The 19761-nt window shown below is 49.1% G+C and carries 15 protein-coding genes and 1 pseudogene; 11 read left to right on the forward strand and 5 right to left on the reverse strand.

Features of this window, described 5'->3' with window-relative positions; all coding sequences use genetic code 11:
• Window positions 1–63 precede the first annotated feature (63 nt).
• From LG381_RS01245 to LG381_RS01260, 4 genes are all read left to right on the forward strand, one after another.
• On the forward strand, window positions 64–2409 hold the full coding sequence (locus tag LG381_RS01245) for a class I SAM-dependent DNA methyltransferase (protein ID WP_225761932.1): 2346 nt from the start codon (window positions 64–66) through the stop codon (window positions 2407–2409).
• Window positions 2409–3791, forward strand: a complete 1383-nt coding sequence (locus LG381_RS01250; protein ID WP_225761933.1) for a restriction endonuclease subunit S — start codon at window positions 2409–2411, stop codon at window positions 3789–3791. The genes LG381_RS01245 and LG381_RS01250 overlap by 1 nt, the downstream gene beginning before the upstream one ends.
• A complete protein-coding gene (locus LG381_RS01255) occupies window positions 3788–7051 on the forward strand; it encodes a DEAD/DEAH box helicase family protein (protein ID WP_225761934.1) in 3264 nt (1087 codons plus the stop codon). Before LG381_RS01250 ends, LG381_RS01255 begins: the two co-directional genes overlap by 4 nt.
• A 64-nt stretch (window positions 7052–7115) precedes the next feature.
• Entirely contained in the window at window positions 7116–7829 is a 714-nt protein-coding gene (locus tag LG381_RS01260; RefSeq protein ID WP_225761935.1) for a hypothetical protein, read from the forward strand.
• 75 nt (window positions 7830–7904) lie between these two features.
• Here LG381_RS01260 and LG381_RS01265 read toward each other — a convergent pair whose 3' ends face one another.
• Window positions 7905–8069, reverse strand: a complete 165-nt coding sequence (locus tag LG381_RS01265; RefSeq protein WP_085460283.1) for a DUF1127 domain-containing protein — start codon at window positions 8067–8069, stop codon at window positions 7905–7907.
• A 176-nt stretch (window positions 8070–8245) separates the two neighbouring features.
• Here LG381_RS01265 and LG381_RS01270 point away from each other — a divergent pair, with 176 nt between their 5' ends.
• On the forward strand, window positions 8246–9658 hold the full coding sequence (locus LG381_RS01270) for a PLP-dependent aminotransferase family protein (protein WP_225761936.1): 1413 nt from the start codon (window positions 8246–8248) through the stop codon (window positions 9656–9658).
• A 246-nt stretch (window positions 9659–9904) separates the two neighbouring features.
• Here LG381_RS01270 and LG381_RS01275 read toward each other — a convergent pair whose 3' ends face one another.
• Window positions 9905–10858 carry an Rpn family recombination-promoting nuclease/putative transposase gene (locus LG381_RS01275; RefSeq protein ID WP_085460281.1) on the reverse strand — a complete coding sequence of 318 codons (954 nt, stop codon included), beginning with the start codon at window positions 10856–10858 and terminating at the stop codon, window positions 9905–9907.
• 184 nt (window positions 10859–11042) lie between these two features.
• On the opposite strand from LG381_RS01275, the gene LG381_RS01280 reads away from it, so the two are divergent.
• From LG381_RS01280 to iadA, 6 genes and pseudogenes are all read left to right on the forward strand, one after another.
• Window positions 11043–12323, forward strand: coding sequence for a DUF445 domain-containing protein (locus tag LG381_RS01280; RefSeq protein WP_032227046.1), 1281 nt, complete (start codon window positions 11043–11045; stop codon window positions 12321–12323).
• A gap of 123 nt (window positions 12324–12446) precedes the next feature.
• Window positions 12447–12623 carry a hypothetical protein gene (locus LG381_RS01285; protein WP_170967959.1) on the forward strand — a complete coding sequence of 59 codons (177 nt, stop codon included), beginning with the start codon at window positions 12447–12449 and terminating at the stop codon, window positions 12621–12623.
• A 122-nt stretch (window positions 12624–12745) separates the two neighbouring features.
• Window positions 12746–13603: an SdiA-regulated domain-containing protein gene (locus tag LG381_RS01290; RefSeq protein ID WP_225762963.1), complete on the forward strand. Its 858-nt coding sequence runs from the start codon at window positions 12746–12748 to the stop codon at window positions 13601–13603.
• A gap of 66 nt (window positions 13604–13669) precedes the next feature.
• Window positions 13670–14848, forward strand: a complete 1179-nt coding sequence (locus tag LG381_RS01295) for an MFS transporter (protein ID WP_000075229.1) — start codon at window positions 13670–13672, stop codon at window positions 14846–14848.
• Between the two features lie 118 nt (window positions 14849–14966).
• Window positions 14967–15128 (forward strand): annotated as a pseudogene (locus LG381_RS01300) (hypothetical protein); the annotation flags it as partial.
• Between the two features lie 12 nt (window positions 15129–15140).
• A complete protein-coding gene (gene iadA, locus LG381_RS01305) occupies window positions 15141–16313 on the forward strand; it encodes a beta-aspartyl-peptidase (protein WP_032227042.1) in 1173 nt (390 codons plus the stop codon).
• Between the two features lie 74 nt (window positions 16314–16387).
• Here the strand turns inward: iadA and iraD are convergent, their stop codons facing one another.
• The 3 genes from iraD to LG381_RS01320 form a co-directional block, all read right to left on the reverse strand.
• The gene (iraD, locus tag LG381_RS01310) at window positions 16388–16780 is read right to left on the reverse strand and encodes an anti-adapter protein IraD (protein WP_032227041.1); all 393 of its coding nucleotides are present in this window, start codon (window positions 16778–16780) and stop codon (window positions 16388–16390) included.
• A gap of 407 nt (window positions 16781–17187) precedes the next feature.
• Complete coding sequence (gene uxuR / locus LG381_RS01315) at window positions 17188–17961, reverse strand: Uxu operon transcriptional regulator (RefSeq protein ID WP_000833697.1); 774 nt, start codon at window positions 17959–17961, stop codon at window positions 17188–17190.
• Between the two features lie 269 nt (window positions 17962–18230).
• Window positions 18231–19691 (reverse strand): fructuronate reductase, encoded by a 1461-nt coding sequence (locus tag LG381_RS01320; RefSeq protein WP_225761937.1) that lies wholly within the window; start codon window positions 19689–19691, stop codon window positions 18231–18233.
• Window positions 19692–19761: the final 70 nt, after the last annotated feature.

The raw sequence follows: 19761 nt of genomic DNA on the forward strand, positions 1-19761 counted from the left end.
ATATAACAAAGCATTCACTTCACATTGAAAATCCCCTCTCATGCAGGGCAAGGAATGCTTTTTATGTCATTACCTAATTTCAGCCAAATTGCGGCCTTTCTCTGGTCTGTCGCCGACCTGTTACGCGGCGATTTTAAACAATCACAATATGGGCGAATTATTCTCCCTTTCACACTTCTTCGTCGTCTGGAATGCGTACTCGAAATAAGTAAAGACGCGGTCATTGCCGAGGCGCAAAAAGTAAAAGCTATGAAACTGCCGGAGGAAGCCCAGGAGAAAATGATCCTGCGGGCGACCAATGGCCTCACGTTCTTCAATGCCTCAGCGATGGATCTCAGCAAAATGGGGCAAAATGGTATACAGGACAACCTGGAAAACTACATCCAGTCGTTCTCTTCAGATGCCCGCGAGATCTTCGAACACTTCAAGTTCAGCGAGTTTGTCGGGCAGTTGGCTGATGCGAACTTACTGTTTAAAGTGGTGCAAATATTCGCTAAAGCAGATTTATACCCGGAGCACGTCACCAACCATGACATGGGGCTGGTATTTGAAGAGCTGATCCGACGTTTTGCCGAGAGTTCTAACGAAACCGCCGGGGAGCACTTTACCCCACGAGATATCGTCAATCTGACCACCTCGCTGGTGTTTTTCGATGATGATGATGCGCTCAACAAAGACGGCATCATCCGCACCCTTTACGACCCGACGGCGGGAACCGGCGGCTTTCTCTCTTCCGGTATGGAGTACGTCCACAAACAAAACCCCAATGCCGTGATGCGCGCGTTTGGTCAGGAGTTAAACCCGGAATCCTACGCCATCTGTAAAGCCGACATGCTGATTAAGGGTCAGGACGTCAGCCTTATCAAACTCGGCAACACCCTTTCAAACGATCAACTCCCCGCTGAAAAATTCGATTACATGCTCTCTAACCCACCTTTCGGCGTGGACTGGAAAAAGATCGAAGGTGACATCAACGACGAGCACAAACTCAAAGGTGCTGATGGCCGCTTTGGCCCTGGCCTGCCCCGCGTCTCAGACGGTTCATTGCTGTTTCTGCTGCACCTGATCAGCAAAATGCGCGATGCCAAAAGCGGTGGCGGGCGGATCGGCATCATTCTTAACGGTTCCCCGTTATTCACCGGCGGCGCGGGCAGCGGCGAAAGCGAGATCCGTCGCTACATTCTGGAAGCGGATTTACTGGAAGGCATCATCGCCCTATCCACCGACATGTTTTACAACACCGGTATCGCCACCTATGTTTGGGTGCTGTCCAACAAAAAAGCGCCAGAGCGTAAAGGCAAAGTTCAGCTAATTGACGGCAGCAATCTTTGCGGCAAGATGCGTAAATCGCTGGGGTCAAAACGCAATATTCTCGGGGATGAAGATATTCGCTTAATCACCCGCACGTTTGGCGATTTCGAATCCGTTGCCACCACCACGCTTGCGGCGTTAGGCCTGGAGAAAGCACCAGAGCCAAAATCCAGCCGGGGACGCCAGTCCGCAACAACCAAAACCGAGGCAGCAAAAACCTTTGCCAGCAAAGTCTTTCACAGCACAGAGTTTGGCTATCGTCGCATAACCGTTGAGCGCCCGTTACGCCTGTCGGCTCAGATGACCGATGACGCTATTGCCACATTGCGCTTTGCGCCGAAGCCGTTTAACGCACCGATGGTGCAACTGTATGACGCCTTTGCCTTCCAGTGGCATGACGGTAACTACGGTGACTTCACTGGCATAGAAAGTGAAGCCCGCGCCATTCTTAAAGCCGATTTCACCGAGCTGAAAGAGAAGCAAATTAAAGATCTGCTCGACAGTAAATTATGGCTGGCCCAGCGTGAGTTAATGGAAAAAGCGCAGCGTATTCAGGTTGCGATGGGTATGCAGACGGGTGGCAAAGACGCTATCAGCAATGACTTTAATCAGTTCCAGTTGACGCTGAAAGAGGCGTTCAAAACCGCAGGCGTGAAGCTGGATGCGAAAGAGAACAAACAGTTTATCGATGCCATTACCCGCAAAAACCCGGACGCCAAACCGGTAATCAGCAAGGTACTGAAAGAGGCGGCTCAACCGCTTTACGGCGCGTTTGAGTACCACGGAAAGGTTGTGGAGTTTGAGCCGGATGGCGACCTGCGCGATAACGAAAATGTGCCGCTGAACCCGGCGGTATCGACCAGCGAGTTGATCGAGGGTTACTTCAAAGCAGAAGTGTTGCCGCATGTGGCGGATGCATGGATTAACGCCGATAAGCGCGATGCGAAAGATGGAGATATCGGGATTGTGGGGTATGAAATTCCGTTTAATCGTCATTTTTATGTTTATCAGCCACCAAGGCCGCTGGAGGAGATTGATGCGGATCTGGATGCGGTAAGTGCCGAGATTATGAAACTGCTGCAGGAGGTACATTCCTGATGGCGGGGTTAAATAAGTATCAGGCGTATCCGGAGTATAGGGATTCTGGGGTGGAGTGGTTGGGGGAGATACCTTACCAATGGAAATTAAGTCGAGTAAAACATATAGCTCCCTTTCAAGTTGGCTGGACTCCTTCGACTAAAAATGATGCTAATTTTATTGGTAATAATTTATGGGTCAACATCTCCGACCTGCAAGGTAAATTTATTTCGAGCACAGCAAAATGCATCTCAGATCAAGCGGCAAAAGAAGCCTCTATGGAGATAACCCCTAGAGGGTCACTGTTATACAGTTTTAAATTATCTGTTGGTGCTATTTCATTTGCTGACTGTGATTTATATACAAATGAAGCAATTGCCTCGTTTCTAAATAAGGCAGAACTTCCACTATCATACTTATATTATGCGCTTCCAAAATTCATAATAGAGAATTCCTCAACCAACATTTATGGTGCTAAAATATTAAATCAGGAGCTTATAAGAAACTCCTTTTTGCTTACACCTAGCCATAACGAAGCGGAGAAAATTGCTCTATTTCTCGACAACGAAACCGCAAAAATCGACAAACTGATCGAGAAACAACAACAACTTATTGAGCTACTAAAAGAAAAACGTCAGGCAGTGATTAGCCATGCGGTGACCAAAGGGCTAAATCCTGATGTGCCGATGAAAGATTCTGGGGTTGAGTGGTTGGGGGAAATACCCGCGCACTGGCGATTAAGCAAACTGCGCTACATGTTTAGCTTTGGAAAGGGATTAACAATTACCAAAGAAAACCTTCAGGATGAAGGTATACCTTGTGTGAATTATGGTGAAATACACTCTAAATATAGATTTGAAGTTAACCCTCAAGTCCATGCATTGAAATGTGTAGACATATCTCATCTTAAAAATAACTCATCATCATTAATCCAAAAAGGTGACATTGTTTTTGCAGACACATCAGAAGATACCGAAGGTGCTGGGAATTTCACACAATTAATTATTGAAGAAACAATTTTTGCAGGCTATCACACTATTATCACTCGTCCTCTAAATAAAGAATGTTTTAGATTTTACGCCTATCTCTTAGATAGCAAAGAGTTGCGAACACAAATTCGCAATACAGTAAAGGGAGTAAAAGTATTTAGTGTTACTCAAGCAATTCTAAAAGGTATCTCAATATGGTTCCCTTTACCTAAAGAACAGGAACGTATAGTTGTATATCTGGATAGTCAAACCACAAAAATCGACATCCTAATCGATAAACAACTCCAACAAATCGAACTTCTTAAAGAATGCCGCTCCGCCCTTATCTCTGCCGCCGTCACCGGCAAAATAGACCTCCGCAACTGGACCGCCCCCATCCCCGAAGCAGAAGCCCCCACGGAGGCCAGCGCATGAGCCACGACATTACAAAAGAGGTCAACCTGCAAAACGACATCATCGCCCAGATGGTGACAAAAGGCTGGATTGTCGGCAAAGGTGACGGCTACGACCGGGAACGAGCACTATACGCACAGGATACCTTAAACTTCGTTCAAACCACCCAACCGCAGGAGTGGGAGAAATTCGCCCGCGTTTACCCCAACGATACCGAGCGCCATTTCCTCGACGCGCTGGTCGCGCAGCTTCAAAAAGCCGACAGCAACGCCACCGATATCCAGTCGCGCACCTGGGGTACGCTTGGCGTACTGCGCCACGGCCTGAAAATTCGCAACGCCCGTTTTTCGCTGTGCCAGTTTAAGCCAGAACACAACCTCAACCCGGAAACGCTGGCGCGCTATCAGCAGAATATCTGCCGTATCGTGCCAGAACTGGTCTACAGCCCGTATGCCTCAAATAACGTCTTTGCAGAAACGGGCGTAAAAGCCCAAAAATGGCGCATCGACCTGGTGCTGTTTATCAACGGCCTGCCGGTTGCCACACTGGAACTGAAATCCGAATTTAAACAGGCGGTGCAGAACGCCATTGCGCAGTACAAAAAGACCCGCCTGCCGAAAGATCCCGCGACCAATAAACCCGAACCGCTGCTGACCTTTAAGCGCGGCGCGCTGGTGCATTTTGCCGTCAGCCAGTATGACGTCTTTATGACCACCAGACTCGCGGGTGACAGCACTTTCTTCCTGCCGTTTAACAAAGGCACCAAAGATGGCGGTGCGGGCAACGAAATCCCTGAAGATGCCAGCCGCTACGCCACGGATTATCTGTGGAATGAAGTGCTGCTACCGGATAACTTATTAAAAATCCTCGCCAGTTTTGTCCATTTGGAGATTGAAGAAAAAGAGGAGTGGAACGGGCTGAAAGCGAAGAAAGAGAGCCTGATCTTCCCGCGCTATCATCAGTGGGATGTGGTCAACAAACTGCTGGAAGCCGCGACGATTGAAGGAACCGGCAATAAATACCTGATCCAGCACAGCGCCGGTTCCGGTAAATCGAACTCCATTGCCTGGACCGCCCACCAGCTTTCTCGTCTGTACGACACAAACGGGGAAAAGCAGTTCCACTCCGTTATCGTGGTGACGGACCGCACGGTGCTGGACGACCAGCTTCAGGACACCATCTGGCAGTTTGAACATGTCGACGGCGTGGTCGGGCGCATCAATAACAAAGAGGGCGACGGCTCCAAATCAGAAAAGCTCGCCAGTGCGCTGGAAAACTCGCAGCCGATAATTATCGTCACCATCCAGACGTTCCCATTCGTACTCAAAGCAATCGAAAACAGCGTCAGCCTGAAACAGCGTAAATATGCGGTGATCGCCGATGAAGCGCACTCCTCGCAAAGCGGTTCCACCGCCCGTCAGCTTAAAGAAGTGCTGATGAGCGAAGAGCTGGATGATGACGTGGTGCTTTCGTCAGAAGATGTTCTGGATACGACCATCGCCGCACGTCAGGGCAGCAGTAACCTGAACTACTACGCCTTTACTGCTACGCCAAAATCCAAAACCCTCGAACTCTTTGGCCGCCGCCCGCGTCCGGATGAACCGGCGTCAAAAACCAATAAACCTGCGGCTTTTCACGTCTACTCGATGCGCCAGGCAATCGAAGAAGGCTTTATCCTCGACGTGCTGAAAAACTACACCAACTACAAAGTGGCGTATCAGTTGCTGCAAAAGCTGGAAGACAAAGACCGCGAAGTCGATAGCAAACGGGCGAAGGTCAGGCTTCACCAGTGGGTGACCCTGCACGATCACAATATTTCGCAGAAGGTGAAGGTGATTGTGGAGCACTACCGCAAACATGTGATGCATCTGCTTGGCGGCCAGGCCAAAGCGATGGTGGTCACCAGTTCGCGTAAAGCTGCCGTGCGCTACAAGCTGGCGTTTGATAAATACCTTAGAGAGAACAATTACCAGAAAATCAGCGCAATGGTGGCGTTTTCCGGGGAAGTTGAATTTCAGGAAGGCGACCACAACAGCCTCGCGTTGTTAAACCAGAAATTTACTGAAATAAACATGAACCCCGGCCTGAAAGGACGGGATATGCGCGAAGCCTTCGACAGCGACGATTATCAGGTCATGCTGGTCGCCAATAAATTCCAGACCGGTTTTGACCAGCCGAAGCTGTGCGCAATGTATGTGGATAAAGCCCTCGGCGGCGTCGAGTGCGTGCAGACGCTCTCCCGCCTGAACCGAACCTATCCGGGCAAAGCGGAATCGGGCACTTTTGTCCTCGATTTTTATAACGATCCGAACGAGATCCTCGACGCATTCCAGCCCTATTACCAGACGGCGGAACTGACCGATGTCAGCGATCCGCAACAAGTATTCGATCTGTTTGAAAAACTGCGCGCCACGCAGATTTTTCAGTGGCATGAAGTCGAGCAGTTCTGCGAGGCTTTCTTCACCAAAAATAAATCGAATGCGGCGATCAGTAATATCTGTAAACCGGCGGTAGAACGCTGGAAAAAGCGTTATCTGATGGCAATAGATGCTTATCTGACTGCCAAAGAGATGTTCGAGCGCACCAAAAAAACGGGCGACACGGTGTTAATTACCAATGCGGAAAACAGTTTTAAATCCTGTAAGCAGGAAAAGGATCGTCTGGAAATATTCAAAAAAGATCTCGGCAGCTTTGTTCGCTTCTACGAATTTATGTCACAGATCGTCGAGTACGATGACAAGGATCTGGAAAAGCTAAGTCTGTTTGCCCGCCACCTGCGCCCGCTGCTGCATGAGCAACGTCTGGAAGAGGATGAAATTGATCTCAGTAATGTGGAGATGAGTCACTATCGTTTATCGAAAATCCATGAGCAAGATTTACGCTTACAGGAAGAAACGCCTGACTATACGCTGGATGCAAGTAATGATATTGGTACGGCAAAAGCGAAAGATAAAAAAGAGGAGTTTTTATCTCAGGTTCTTTCTCGGATGAATGAATTATTCATTAGCGACCATTTGACCGACAAAGATATGATCAGCAATGTTTTTGCGGTGTATAACAAAATAACTGAAAATGAAAATGTTATGACACAAATTAAAAACAATCCGCCAGAACAAGCTATTCTTGGTGATTTCCTCCAGGCAGTTGATAATGCTGTAATGGACAGTAATGACGCTCGGCAAGAATTTATGTTGCAATATTTATCCGATCCAGCTCGGGCAAAGGGCTTTGCTTATCTGATGTTTGATATGCTAACGGGGAAAATTGCTTTGCCAACATAAAATACGTTGATAGCCGGGGTCGCATTTTCTACCCCGGCCATATTATTTACAATAAGGAATAGCTATGCTGAAGATGATTAAAGATTTTAAATTCAAAAATTACATTAAAAAACTACGTGAGGAAGGTTTGTTTTTTTATGTTTCTTTCGGGTTTATATTAACATTATTGATGGAAGTTGATGATCGATTACCGTACTATCTTCAACAAGACTTCTTCTTTGATACACTTATAGGATTTATGCCAATCAATATATTCTTTGTTTTGATTTGCACAAATATATTTTTCAATGCCGTTCATGCTCTTATTTCATCTTATAAATGTCAAAGAGTTAGTGAGAAATTCCTCTCTGAACTTGATAAAAGAACACAACAAATTGGCTTTATTATTTCATTTATATGCTTTGGCATGACTTTGTTTTGTGCACTGGTGTGGTTGCTGTTTTTTGATATGAATAATGAAAGTTACTACGCAAAATATACATTAAATTTTTTAGCTGCTTTTATCATTATTATTATAATTTCTTCAGCAGTTAATCCAGTAATAAGAAGAACGTTCCAAAAACTTAAAGAATCTGACTCACATGGAAACTCAAAAATATTTTTTATAATTGTGATAATTACAATATCGATATTATTACCGATTACGTACACTCTCAATAAAAATAAAACAATTGAAATCAATATTAAGAAAGAAACTTATCAGCAAATAAAAGAAAAAACAAAGATGAAACCAGAAGATTATATCAAAAAATTGATTGCTGATATTAAATTCAACTAATATCTATATGTACCCTGGTTTCTTCCTGGGTACATATAAAAAGTTAATATCCTGATTTATTCTCAACATCCTCCATCACTCCACATCCTCCCTGCGTAACCCAATATCCCTCAACCGTTCATCACTCATCTGCTGTAACACCCGCCGGGTCTGCTTTTTCAGCCACCAGCTTCTCACTGCCTGCCAGAGTTGTACGAAGCCAGTAAACGGCGCTTTGGCTCTGTTTTCGTGAAATTCCATCTGCTGCCTCCTCATCTTTCAGAGGCTTAATCATCCGCCTTCTGGCAGTTCACAATACAGATGCAAATATTACTTTTATTTAACATACAGACAGGTTAAAACAGCATCTGCATCCGGTTTTTTAGCCTCATCTGTACCGGTTTTTCTCTCTGTATGGTCCAAATAAGGAGTACAGCATGACGCGTTATCAACATCTGGCGACTCTACTTGCCGAGCGGATTGAGCAAGGGCTGTATCGTCACGGGGAGAAATTGCCGTCGGTGCGCAGCTTAAGTCAGGAGCACGGCGTCAGCATCAGCACCGTGCAGCAGGCGTACCAGACGCTGGAAACGATGAAGCTCATCACTCCGCAGCCGCGTTCGGGTTATTTTGTCGCACAACGTAAAGCCCAGCCGCCTGTACCGCCGATGACGCGTCCGGTGCAGCGCCCGGTGGAAATTACCCAGTGGGATCAGGTGCTGGATATGCTGGTGGCGCATAGCGACAGTTCCATTGTTCCGTTAAGCAAAAGCACGCCGGATGTCGAAACGCCCAGCCTGAAACCGCTGTGGCGGGAGCTAAGCCGGGTGGTGCAGCATAATCTGCAAACCGTTCTCGGTTATGACTTGTTAGCCGGTCAGCGGGTATTGCGCGAGCAGATTGCCCGTCTGATGCTCGACAGCGGCTCGGTGGTCACCGCCGATGACATCATCATCACCAGCGGCTGCCATAACTCGATGTCGCTGGCGTTAATGGCGGTGTGTAAACCGGGCGATATTGTCGCGGTCGAATCCCCGTGTTATTACGGTTCAATGCAGATGCTGCGCGGTATGGGCGTGAAAGTGATTGAAATCCCAACCGATCCAGAAACCGGTATCAGCGTTGAAGCTCTGGAACTGGCGCTGGAACAGTGGCCGATTAAAGGCATCATTCTGGTGCCAAACTGCAATAATCCGCTGGGATTTATTATGCCGGACGCCCGCAAACGAGCCGTTCTCTCTCTCGCTCAGCGTCATGATATTGTGATTTTTGAAGATGATGTCTACGGCGAACTGGCAACGGAGTATCCACGCCCGCGTACTATTCATTCATGGGATATCGATGGTCGGGTGCTGCTGTGCAGTTCGTTCAGTAAAAGCATTGCGCCAGGCCTGCGCGTGGGCTGGGTCGCGCCGGGGCGATATCACGATAAACTGCTGCATATGAAATACGCCACCAGCAGCTTTAATGTACCGTCCACGCAAATGGCGGCGGCGACGTTTGTGCAGGAAGGTCACTATCATCGCCATATCCGGCGGATGCGGCAGAATTATCAGCGCAATATGGCGCTTTATACCTGCTGGATACGGGAATATTTTCCCTGCGAAATCTGTATTACGCGCCCGAAAGGCGGATTTTTACTGTGGATAGAATTGCCTGAACAGGTCGATATGGTCTGCGTCGCGCGGCAATTGTGCCGCATGAAAATCCAGGTGGCGGCAGGCTCGATTTTCTCAGCTTCCGGTAAATACCGTAATTGCCTGCGCATCAACTGCGCTTTGCCGCTCAGCGAAACCTACCGCGAAGCACTGAAGCAAATTGGCGAGGCCGTGTATCGGGCAATGGAATAAATACGGCATCGTGACGACGCGCCTGAATTTCCTCTGACGAATAGCTTGTGGCTCGTTTTGTCTCTATAGCAACATCTCTACGTTCCAGCATGGCTTAGGCAAAAAGCGTTTTGTTCATGCCGGATGCAGCGCGAGCGCCTTATCCGGCATACAGAATATTGCAAATTCAATATATTGCATGGGCTATGTAAGCCTGATAAGCGTAGCGCATCAGGAAGTTTGGCGTTTGTCATCAGTCTCTGATTATTATTCGATCCCTGAATCGCGGTAACTGTCAGGCAAAGACTGACCTAATGCCTGTATTTGCTCTGATGAATGTCCGGTAATCTTTTGTATCCATTCAGGATCTGCACCATTTTGCAAAAATAATCGGAGAAGGCGCTGTTCCCCTTCTTCTTTGCCTTCGATCCTCCCTTCTTCCCTTCCCAACAGCCATCCCGCATTATGAATTCGCTCTGCAATCGTCATGATTCGCTCCCTGTGTTGTGGCATTCGCCTGGTAAGTTCGCTGATAAACTCCTTAAAACTCGCTTCATCACCAGCCAGTAAAATGTAATTTAACAGCGCGGTTATCTGGCTGTCATTAGCGCACTCTGTAACCAGTAATGCTACCAGTTGATCAATCAGCCCCATCATATTGCGCTGGCGGATATGCTTTTGGATCAACTCCAGTAGGGCAACTCTGCGATGCTGAACAATCTCGTCGTCCGGCACCACAGTGATATCCACCAGCGGGAACGCAGCGGTATAAAGTTTCCGAGCGGTAATCGGGTCGGCAAATTCGTCCAGCCAGCACAAAGACCAGGGGTAAGGACTACGACTGCCGTGATAAAACAGCATCGGAATGACCAGCGGTAGTGGTCGGCGTTTATCATGCTCTATATGACGCTGCATCACCGCCATGGAATATCGCATCAGGCGAAAGGCCATATGAATATCCTCGCGGCTCTGATGTTCAATCACCACATAGATATAACCATCGCCTTCGCGGGTCTTTACCGACCATAAAATATCGGAGTGCAGCGCCCGCAATTTTTCATCGACAAAGCTGGCTGATTCCAGTTTTAAGGTGTCGAGATCGCACAGTTCACGTAAACCTTTTGGTAAGTGGATCTCCATAAAATCCCGCGCGGTGTCAGGATGCGTGAGGAAGGATTTAAATAATGCGTCATGCGGCGTACTGGTCGTGAAGTTTGTCATGGCGATCCGTCACCTGTTGAAGAGATAGTCCGACTTTAGCGATTCCTAATTCCGCTCACACCCGGCAATATCTCATTCCCCGAGGCGCTTTCCAGGCTATTTTTGTTCTCCTGCAAGCGATACATTTTTCTGGAAGGTATCTCGATTTTTGCGTGAACCTGCCGTCAGGCTCTATTCTTACGATATGAATAAAATCATTGAACTCCGACGCGCCAAAATGCTGGCGCTCTCTTTACTGCTCGTTGCTGCCGCGACTTTTATCGTTACGCTTTTTTTGCCCCCCAATTTTTGGGTGAGCGGCGTGAAGGCGATTGCGGAGGCGGCAATGGTCGGCGCTCTGGCTGACTGGTTTGCGGTGGTGGCGCTGTTTCGCCGCGTGCCGATTCCGATTATTTCTCGCCATACGGCGATTATCCCGCGTAATAAAGACCGGATTGGCGAAAATCTCGGTCAGTTCGTACAGGAAAAATTTCTCGATACCCAATCCCTGGTGGCGTTAATTCGTCGTCATGAACCGGCGTTGTTAATCGGTAACTGGTTTAGTCAGCCGGAAAACGCCCGCCGCGTTGGGCAGCATCTTTTGCAGATCATGAGTGGTTTTCTCGAACTTACCGATGATGCGCGTATTCAGCGTCTGCTTAAGCGCGCGGTGCATCGGGCGATTGATAAAGTGGATCTTTCCGGCACCAGTGCGTTAATGCTGGAGAGCATGACCAAAAACGATCGTCATCAGGTGCTGCTGGATACTCTGATCGCACAACTGATCGCCCTGCTCCAGCGCGATAAATCACGCAAATTTATCGCCCAACAGATCGTCCGCTGGCTGGAGAGCGAGCATCCGCTGAAAGCGAAAATTTTGCCGACTGAATGGCTGGGTGAACATAGCGCAGAGCTGGTTTCTGACGCAGTTAATTCTTTGCTTGATGATATCAGCCGCGATCGCGCGCATCAGATCCGCCATGCGTTTGATCGCGCTACCTTTGCGCTGATCGATAAGCTGAAAAACGATCCGGAAATGGCGGCGCGCGCCGACAATATCAAAGCGTATCTGAAAGAAGATGAAGCGTTTAACCGCTATCTCGGTGAATTGTGGGGGGATTTGCGGGAATGGTTGAAGGCCGATATCAATAGCGAAGATTCTCGCGTGAAGGAACGTATCGCGCGGGCGGGTCAATGGTTTGGCGAGACGTTAATTGCCGATGATGCCTTGCGGGCGTCGTTAAATGGTCATCTCGAACAGGCTGCGCACCGCGTCGCACCAGAGTTTTCGGCATTCCTGACACGCCACATTACTGACACGGTGAAAAGCTGGGATGCGCGGGATATGTCGCGGCAAATCGAGTTAAATATTGGCAAAGATCTCCAGTTTATCCGCGTCAACGGTACGCTGGTTGGTGGTTGTATTGGATTGATACTGTATCTTTTATCGCAAATCCCGACTTTGTTACCCCTCGGCAATTTTTAACCGCGAGAGAGAACAAATAAAGCAAACTCAAATCATGGTAATAATGCGGCCTTTTTCATTGTCTCCCGTGTACGGGGAAGGAAAATCATTCCATTTGTCGCCATTTTCGAGCAGTTCTCCGAAATGCGGCATTCCGCTGGTCGGCACTTACTGCACGTTTATGCCGCAGAAGATGCTAACGGCCTGCGATGCGGTTGCTCCACCTCAACTGAAACTCTCGAAGAAGCAGAGAAAGAGCCTGCGCAATCTTTGTCATTGCGCAACGAGCTGAATGCGATATCTGCCTGCATTCGTCAGTAACAGGAAGAAAGACAGCGACAGGAAATGCATTGCGCATTACGCTCTGGCTCCGCGTTAAGGATTCATTAAGATCACTACGTATACTTATCGATATCTTATTGATTTTGTTGGATGGATATGCCATGACAAAAAGGTTTTCGTTAAGTAAACGTATCAGCATTATTATTCTTTTTGCCATTGTGGCAGTGTGTGCTTTCTTCGTGCAATCTTGCGCTCGCAAAAGCAGTTATCCCGCAGGGTTTCAAAATTACCACGTGACTATTGATGGCAAAGAGATTGCAGGTGTAACGAATAATATCTCCTCACTGACCTGGTCTGCGCAGAGTAATACCCTGTTTAGCACTATCAATAAACCTGCGGCGATTGTTGAAATGACCACGAATGGGGATCTGCTCCGCACCATTTCTCTGGATTTTGTGAAAGATCTCGAGACTATCGAATATATTGGTGATAATAAATTCGTCATCAGTGATGAACGCGATTATGCCATTTATGTGATTTCACTTAATGAAAAGTCAGAAGTAAAAATCCTCAAAAAAATAAAAATTCCGTTACAGGAAACGCCAACCAATAGTGGTTTTGAAGGGCTGGCTTATTCTCGCCAGGATCACACCTTCTGGTTTTTTAAAGAGAAAAATCCGATTGAGGTCTACAAAGTTAACGGGCTACTAAGTAGCAATGAATTGCACATCAGCAAAGACAAGGAACTACAACGTCAATTTACTTTAGATGATGTGTCCGGCGCAGAATTTAACCAACAAAAAAATACGCTTCTGGTGCTGTCTCATGAATCACGCGCACTCCAGGAAGTAACGCTGGCTGGCGAGGTTATCGGTGAAATGTCACTAACCAAAGGCAGTCGGGGTTTGTCACATAACATCAAACAGGCTGAAGGGATTGCGATGGATGCCTCTGGCAATATTTATATCGTTGGCGAACCGAATCGTTTTTATCGCTTTACCCCTACATCATCACATTAACAGACTGGCATGTTTCACCTTTTTGTTATTAACTTGTTAACAACAAAAAGACAAGCAAGGTAAAACATGTCCCCGTCATCGCATCCCGTAGAACGCTTTTCCTTCAGCACCGCGCTTTTCGGGATGCTGGTTCTGACCTTAGGTATGGGGTTAGGTCGCTTTCTTTATACGCCGATGCTGCCAGTTATGCTGGCGGAGGGGCAGTTTTCATTTAACGAACTATCGTGGATTGCCAGCGGCAACTACGCTGGGTATCTGGCTGGAAGCCTGTTGTTTTCATTCGGCGCATTTCATTTACCCTCACGTCTGCGCCCGTTTTTATTGGCTTGCGCCCTGGCAACCGGCTTGTTGATCCTCGCGATGGCGTGGTTGCCGTCGTTTATTCTGGTGTTGTTGGTTCGCTTTCTGGCGGGTATCGCCAGCGCCGGGATGTTGATTTTCGGCTCGACGCTCATCATGCAACATACCCGCCATCCTTTTGTACTTGCGGCACTGTTTTCTGGCGTTGGTGTTGGCATCGCACTAGGCAATGAATATGTGCTGGCTGGGCTGCATTTTGCCCTCTCCTCGCAAACGCTATGGCAAGGTGCCGGGGCGCTTTCTGGCATGATATTGATTGTACTGGCGCTTTTGATCCCCTCGAAAAAAAACACCATCACGCCTGCGCCGTTAGCAAAAACCAATCAACAACCTATGAGCTGGTGGTTGCTGGCTATTCTGTACGGTCTGGCGGGTTTTGGTTATATCATCGTTGCCACTTATCTGCCGCTCATGGCGAAAGACGCCGGCCTGCCGTTACTGACCGCCCATCTCTGGACGCTGGTCGGCTTGTCGATTGTGCCAGGCTGCTTTGGCTGGTTGTGGGCAGCAAAACATTGGGGGGCGTTACCCTGCCTGACGGTGAATTTGCTGGTACAGGCTATCTGCGTACTGTTAACCCTCGCCAGCAGTTCTCCTTTATTACTCATCATCAGCAGTATTGGCTTTGGCGGCACCTTTATGGGCACGACCTCGCTGGTGATGACCATCGCCCGCCAGCTTAGTGTGCCGGGAAATCTCAACCTGTTAGGCTTTGTGACGCTTATTTATGGCATTGGGCAAATTCTCGGCCCGGCACTGACCAGTATGCTCGGCAACGGAACGTCGGCGCTCGCCAACTCCACGCTTTGTGGCGCAGCGGCGCTGTTTATTGCCGCGCTCATCAGCACAGTGCAATTATTTAAGCTGCAAACGGCGACTTCATAAGGGGGGATTTTTCTCCCCGCCATACCAGAGAAGAGCGCCCTGGTATTTTCCTTTGGGGCATTTCCCTTGCCAGTCAAGAAACTCAACCGCAACAGTTGCTGTCAGCCTGACCATTAACACCGTTTTACTGCCCGCAATGTATTTAATGGCCAGCACGGTGCAAAATGTCGGTCGCAGCCTGGAGACAGCCGAAGTGAATGCTAAATACCATCTGCATATCATTACGGTCGGCGTGATTAACGCTTTTCTGTCGATCTGGGTTATGCAGTTTATTATTTAACAAGGAGTTTACATGATTGATTATTCCGCAGCCGGTTTCATCCTGCTGCAGGGAGCGCATTTGTATGCGCCGGAAGATCGGGGAGTTTGCGATGTCCTTATCGCTAACGGCAAGATTATCGCCGTTGCCAGCAATATCCCTTCTGACATCGTACCGGACTGCACGGTTGTCGATCTCAGTGGGCAGATCCTCTGCCCTGGCTTTATTGATCAACACGTTCATTTGATTGGCGGCGGCGGCGAAGCTGGTCCCACGACACGCACGCCGGAAGTGGCGTTAAGCCGCCTGACGGAAGCGGGCGTCACATCGGTGGTTGGCCTGCTTGGCACCGACTCTATCTCTCGCCACCCGGAATCCCTCCTTGCCAAGACCCGTGCGCTCAATGAAGAAGGTATCAGCGCCTGGATGCTGACCGGTGCGTATCATGTACCTTCCCGCACCATTACGGGTTCCGTGGAAAAAGATGTGGCGATTATCGATCGGGTGATTGGTGTGAAATGTGCCATTTCTGATCACCGCTCTGCCGCACCGGATGTTTATCATCTGGCCAATATGGCGGCGGAATCCCGCGTTGGTGGCTTGCTCGGCGGTAAACCTGGCGTCACCGTGTTCCACATGGGCGACAGCAAAAAGGCGTTACAGCCAATCTATGACCTCCTGGAAAACTGCGATGTGCCAATCAGCAAGTTACTGCCGACGCACGTTAACCGTAACGTTCCTTTGTTTGAACAGGCGCTGGAGTTCGCCCTGAAAGGCGGCACCATCGACATCACCAGCAGCATTGACGAGCCGGTCGCCCCTGCAGAAGGGATTGCCCGCGCCGTTCAGGCGGGTATTCCGCTGGCTCGCATCACCCTCAGCTCCGACGGCAACGGTAGCCAGCCGTTCTTTGACGACGAGGGGAATTTAACGCATATCGGCGTTGCCGGTTTTGAGACTTTGCTGGAAACCGTACAGGTGCTGGTCAAAGACTTCGGTTTCAGTATCAGCGATGCCGTGCGTCCACTCACCAGCAGCGTCGCCGGTTTCCTCAACCTGACAGGGAAAGGTGAAATTCTGCCCGGCAATGACGCGGATTTGCTGGTTATGACACCGGAACTGCGCATTGAGCAGGTGTACGCTCACGGCAAACTGATGGTCAAAGACGGCAAGGCGTGTGTGAAAGGAACGTTTGAAACTGCATAAGCGGTTGTCTGCCGCCCGAATGGACGTAGAAGCCCGTTCGGACGGCTGACAGAGTAAAACGCAGAAGATGGTATTTAGCTGACTTTTCCCACCGTCGCACTGTACCAACCGCCATGCTGCCAGACCAACTCAAACGTCAGAGGTTCATCGTCGTGGTACAGCATCATCTCCAGACTGATCGTCAGATCGTGGCAATATGCTTCTTTCAGACTCACTTGCAATGCAGCAATACGTGGTTCATGAAATAAAAGAGCGGAACGCAACTGACGGCAATACCAGCTCTGGAGATGTTTGTCGCTCTGATTATCCCCTTGCCACTCTGGCATACCTGAAATAAGTAATGCAGGTAGCGGTGAATGAGGAGAATTGAAAAGTTGAAAGAGATCCCGACATACGGAATCACGCAGCGATGATGTATTGCTGCCTGTGTTTTCAGGTAATACGGTCTGAAGTAATTGGCGCATCATTTTGCGCACTCCTGACGTTTAGCGGCATCGATATCTTGCCCTGACGGCATGACACCACTGGGTTGATGCTCATTTTCCATAGTCATTCCTTTTTGCTCATTGCATCCGTGCCTGATAACAGGCTTGATTCTCGCCCGCAAAGTATAAGACCCTGAACAGAAATGAAGATCCACTTACTTTTTATTTAAAAAGATATAATTTGATAAAAGTCACTAAACCAGACAGAAACAAACCAATATATTTTGATTATTCCGAATAATCACTCAGATTTAAATAGATATAAAATGCTTATAAAAGACATGTAATAAGTAATTATTAAATTACTCATCGTTTATTAATAATATCGGTTATTACGTGGCTAAAGGGCCTGGTGCAAAGCTGCTCAACTTTGCACCAGAAATAAAGGGTCAGGCGTCAACTTTATCCAACGGCCAGGAGTCGAAGAGATAGCCGTCAAAATAGATATCGTCAACATTGGAAAATTCCAGCAGGCGCTGTTTCACATTTTCCAGATGCTGCCACATTGCCAGCTTCGCCGCACGGGCGTCTTTTTTGATTAACGCCGCGAGGATCTGTTTGTGATCGCCCAGCCACTCTTTGCGATACAAGCTGTCATCCAGATGGCTGTGCAACTGGATCCACATCGGATTGTTTTCACGCCACTGCCAGGACTGACGGAACAACTCCACCAGCATACTGTTATGCGTCGCTTCTGCGATGGCGAGGTGGAACTGCATATCGCCGCTTTCACTGCTGCCCGGTGCGCTGGAGGCCAGTTCGCGTTCTTCAAGCTGCAATGCCTGGCGCATTTTGACGATATCTTCGCGGGTGGCCTGCAAAGCGGCAAATTCCGCGATGTTACTTTCCAGTAACTGACGCGCCTGTAACAGCTCAAAAGGACCGGCGTCATTACAGACGTTGGCATCTGCGTTGTCGGCAGTGTGGCTGGTTGAACTGTCGAGGACATAAATACCGGCGCCCCGACGCACTTCTACCAGTCCTTTGATCTCCAGCATGATCAACGCCTCACGCACCACAGTGCGCGTGACCTCGAGCATTTCTGCGATTTCACGCTCCGGCGGCAGCCGTTCGCCAGGATTGTACGGTGTTTTGATGATCAGATCGCGGATCATCGCCCCGACTTCCTGGTAAGGTCTTTGCGCAGAGGTGGCAGATTTCATGATGTTGTGTCCGTTAGGTGCGGTTAATCAAATTATTGCCGGATACGGCGTGAACACCTTATCCGACCGACAAAGAGTGCGTATTTAATAAGTTGTGATTGATACCCTGGCTCGATAAGCGTGCGCATCGGGCGATCTTACGTAGATCGTCAATGACAAACTATACCATTAGCACTGGAAGTTGGCACGTACAGGTAGGCAAAAAAACGAAAACTGGTCAACCAAATATTGGTTTGATTGACCAGTAAGTCTGTATGGTAATCAGTCAGTTACAGTGCAGCCACGCATTCGCGCGCGCCGCGCTCGCACAGTTGCTGATATGCCGCTGTCACTGCGCCAACAAAGTCGGCATTCTGCGGCAGATCATCTGCAAAAATACCGCTCAGGCTCAACAGGGCTTTTACGCGTTCTGCTCCCTGATATTGCGCGTTGATCTTCTGGAATTCAGCCAGCATCGGGTCAACTACGTCGATGGCGTTGCCTTGCTCATCCACACCCTGGGTGTAACGCATCCAGCCCGCCACGCCGAGCGCCAGGTGACGCCAGCTACCGCCGTTTTGCAGATGCAGACGCACCGGGTCCAGCAGACGCTGCGGTAACTTCTGGCTGCCGTCCATCGCAATCTGCCAGGTGCGGTGACGCAGAGACGGGTTGCTGAAACGCTCGATCAGCAGCGTCGCATAGGCGTTCAGGTCAGTCCCTTCCGGCATCGACAGCGTTGGCGCTTGTTCATGCATCATCAGGGCAAAGGCGGCTTTGCGATAATCCGGGTTAGTCATGGTATCAGCAATGGTTTCATAGCCACCGAGGTAACCAAGGTACGCCAGGAAAGAGTGGCTGCCGTTGAGCATACGCAGTTTCATCATTTCGAATGGTACAACGTCCGAAACGAACTGTGCGCCCACTTTATCCCAGTCCGGGCGACCATTAACGAAGTTATCTTCAATCACCCACTGGCGGAACGGTTCGCAGGCAATGGCGCACGGGTCGTAAACGCCCAGTTGATCAGCAATTTCCTGTAAGGTTTCTGGCGTCGCCGCCGGAACGATGCGGTCAACCATAGTGCAGGGGAAGGTGACATTTTCTTCAATCCATGCCGCCAGCTGTGGGTCGCGCGCCTGAGCCAGCCCCAGAACGGCAACTTTCGCCACATGACCATTTTCACGCACGTTGTCGCAGGACATCACGGTAAACGCTTTCAGCCCTTTTTCACGACGCAGGCGCAGAGCTTCAACGATGTAACCAATCGCGGACTTCGGCGCGGTCGGATTTTCCAGGTCGTGCTTGATCAGCGGGTTATTGAGATCCAACTGACCGCTTGCCGCATCGGCGCAGTAACCTTTTTCCGTGACCGTCAGAGAGACAATCGCTGTTTGCGGACGCGCCATTGCGTTGAGAATACCTTCGCAACCGTCGATTTCCGGATGCAGAGCTTCTTTCATCGAACCGATAATTTTCAGCTCGGTGCTTTCCGCGCCTTTTTCCGCCACGGTGTACAGCAGTTGCTGTTTTTTCAGGTTTTCGATCAGCACGCGGTCGTTACCTGGCATCAGGTTAACTTCGCAGATACCCCAGTCGCTGTCGGTGCTTTCCAGCAGATGATGGGTGTACAGCGCCTGGTGCGCGCGGTGAAACGCCCCGCAACCGAGATGCACAATGCGTGATTCCAGACGAGAATGATCCCATGACGGGCGGGCAACCGGCAGATTGCTGTCAACAATAGTAGTCATCGTAAACTCCAGAATCCGTCTTCAGAGAGTGACGGCAAGGAAGAAGGAACCGGCACGGCGCGCAGCCATG

It is taken from the genome of Escherichia sp. Marseille-Q3837, from assembly GCF_916618735.1.
Taxonomy (GTDB): domain Bacteria; phylum Pseudomonadota; class Gammaproteobacteria; order Enterobacterales; family Enterobacteriaceae; genus Escherichia; species Escherichia ruysiae.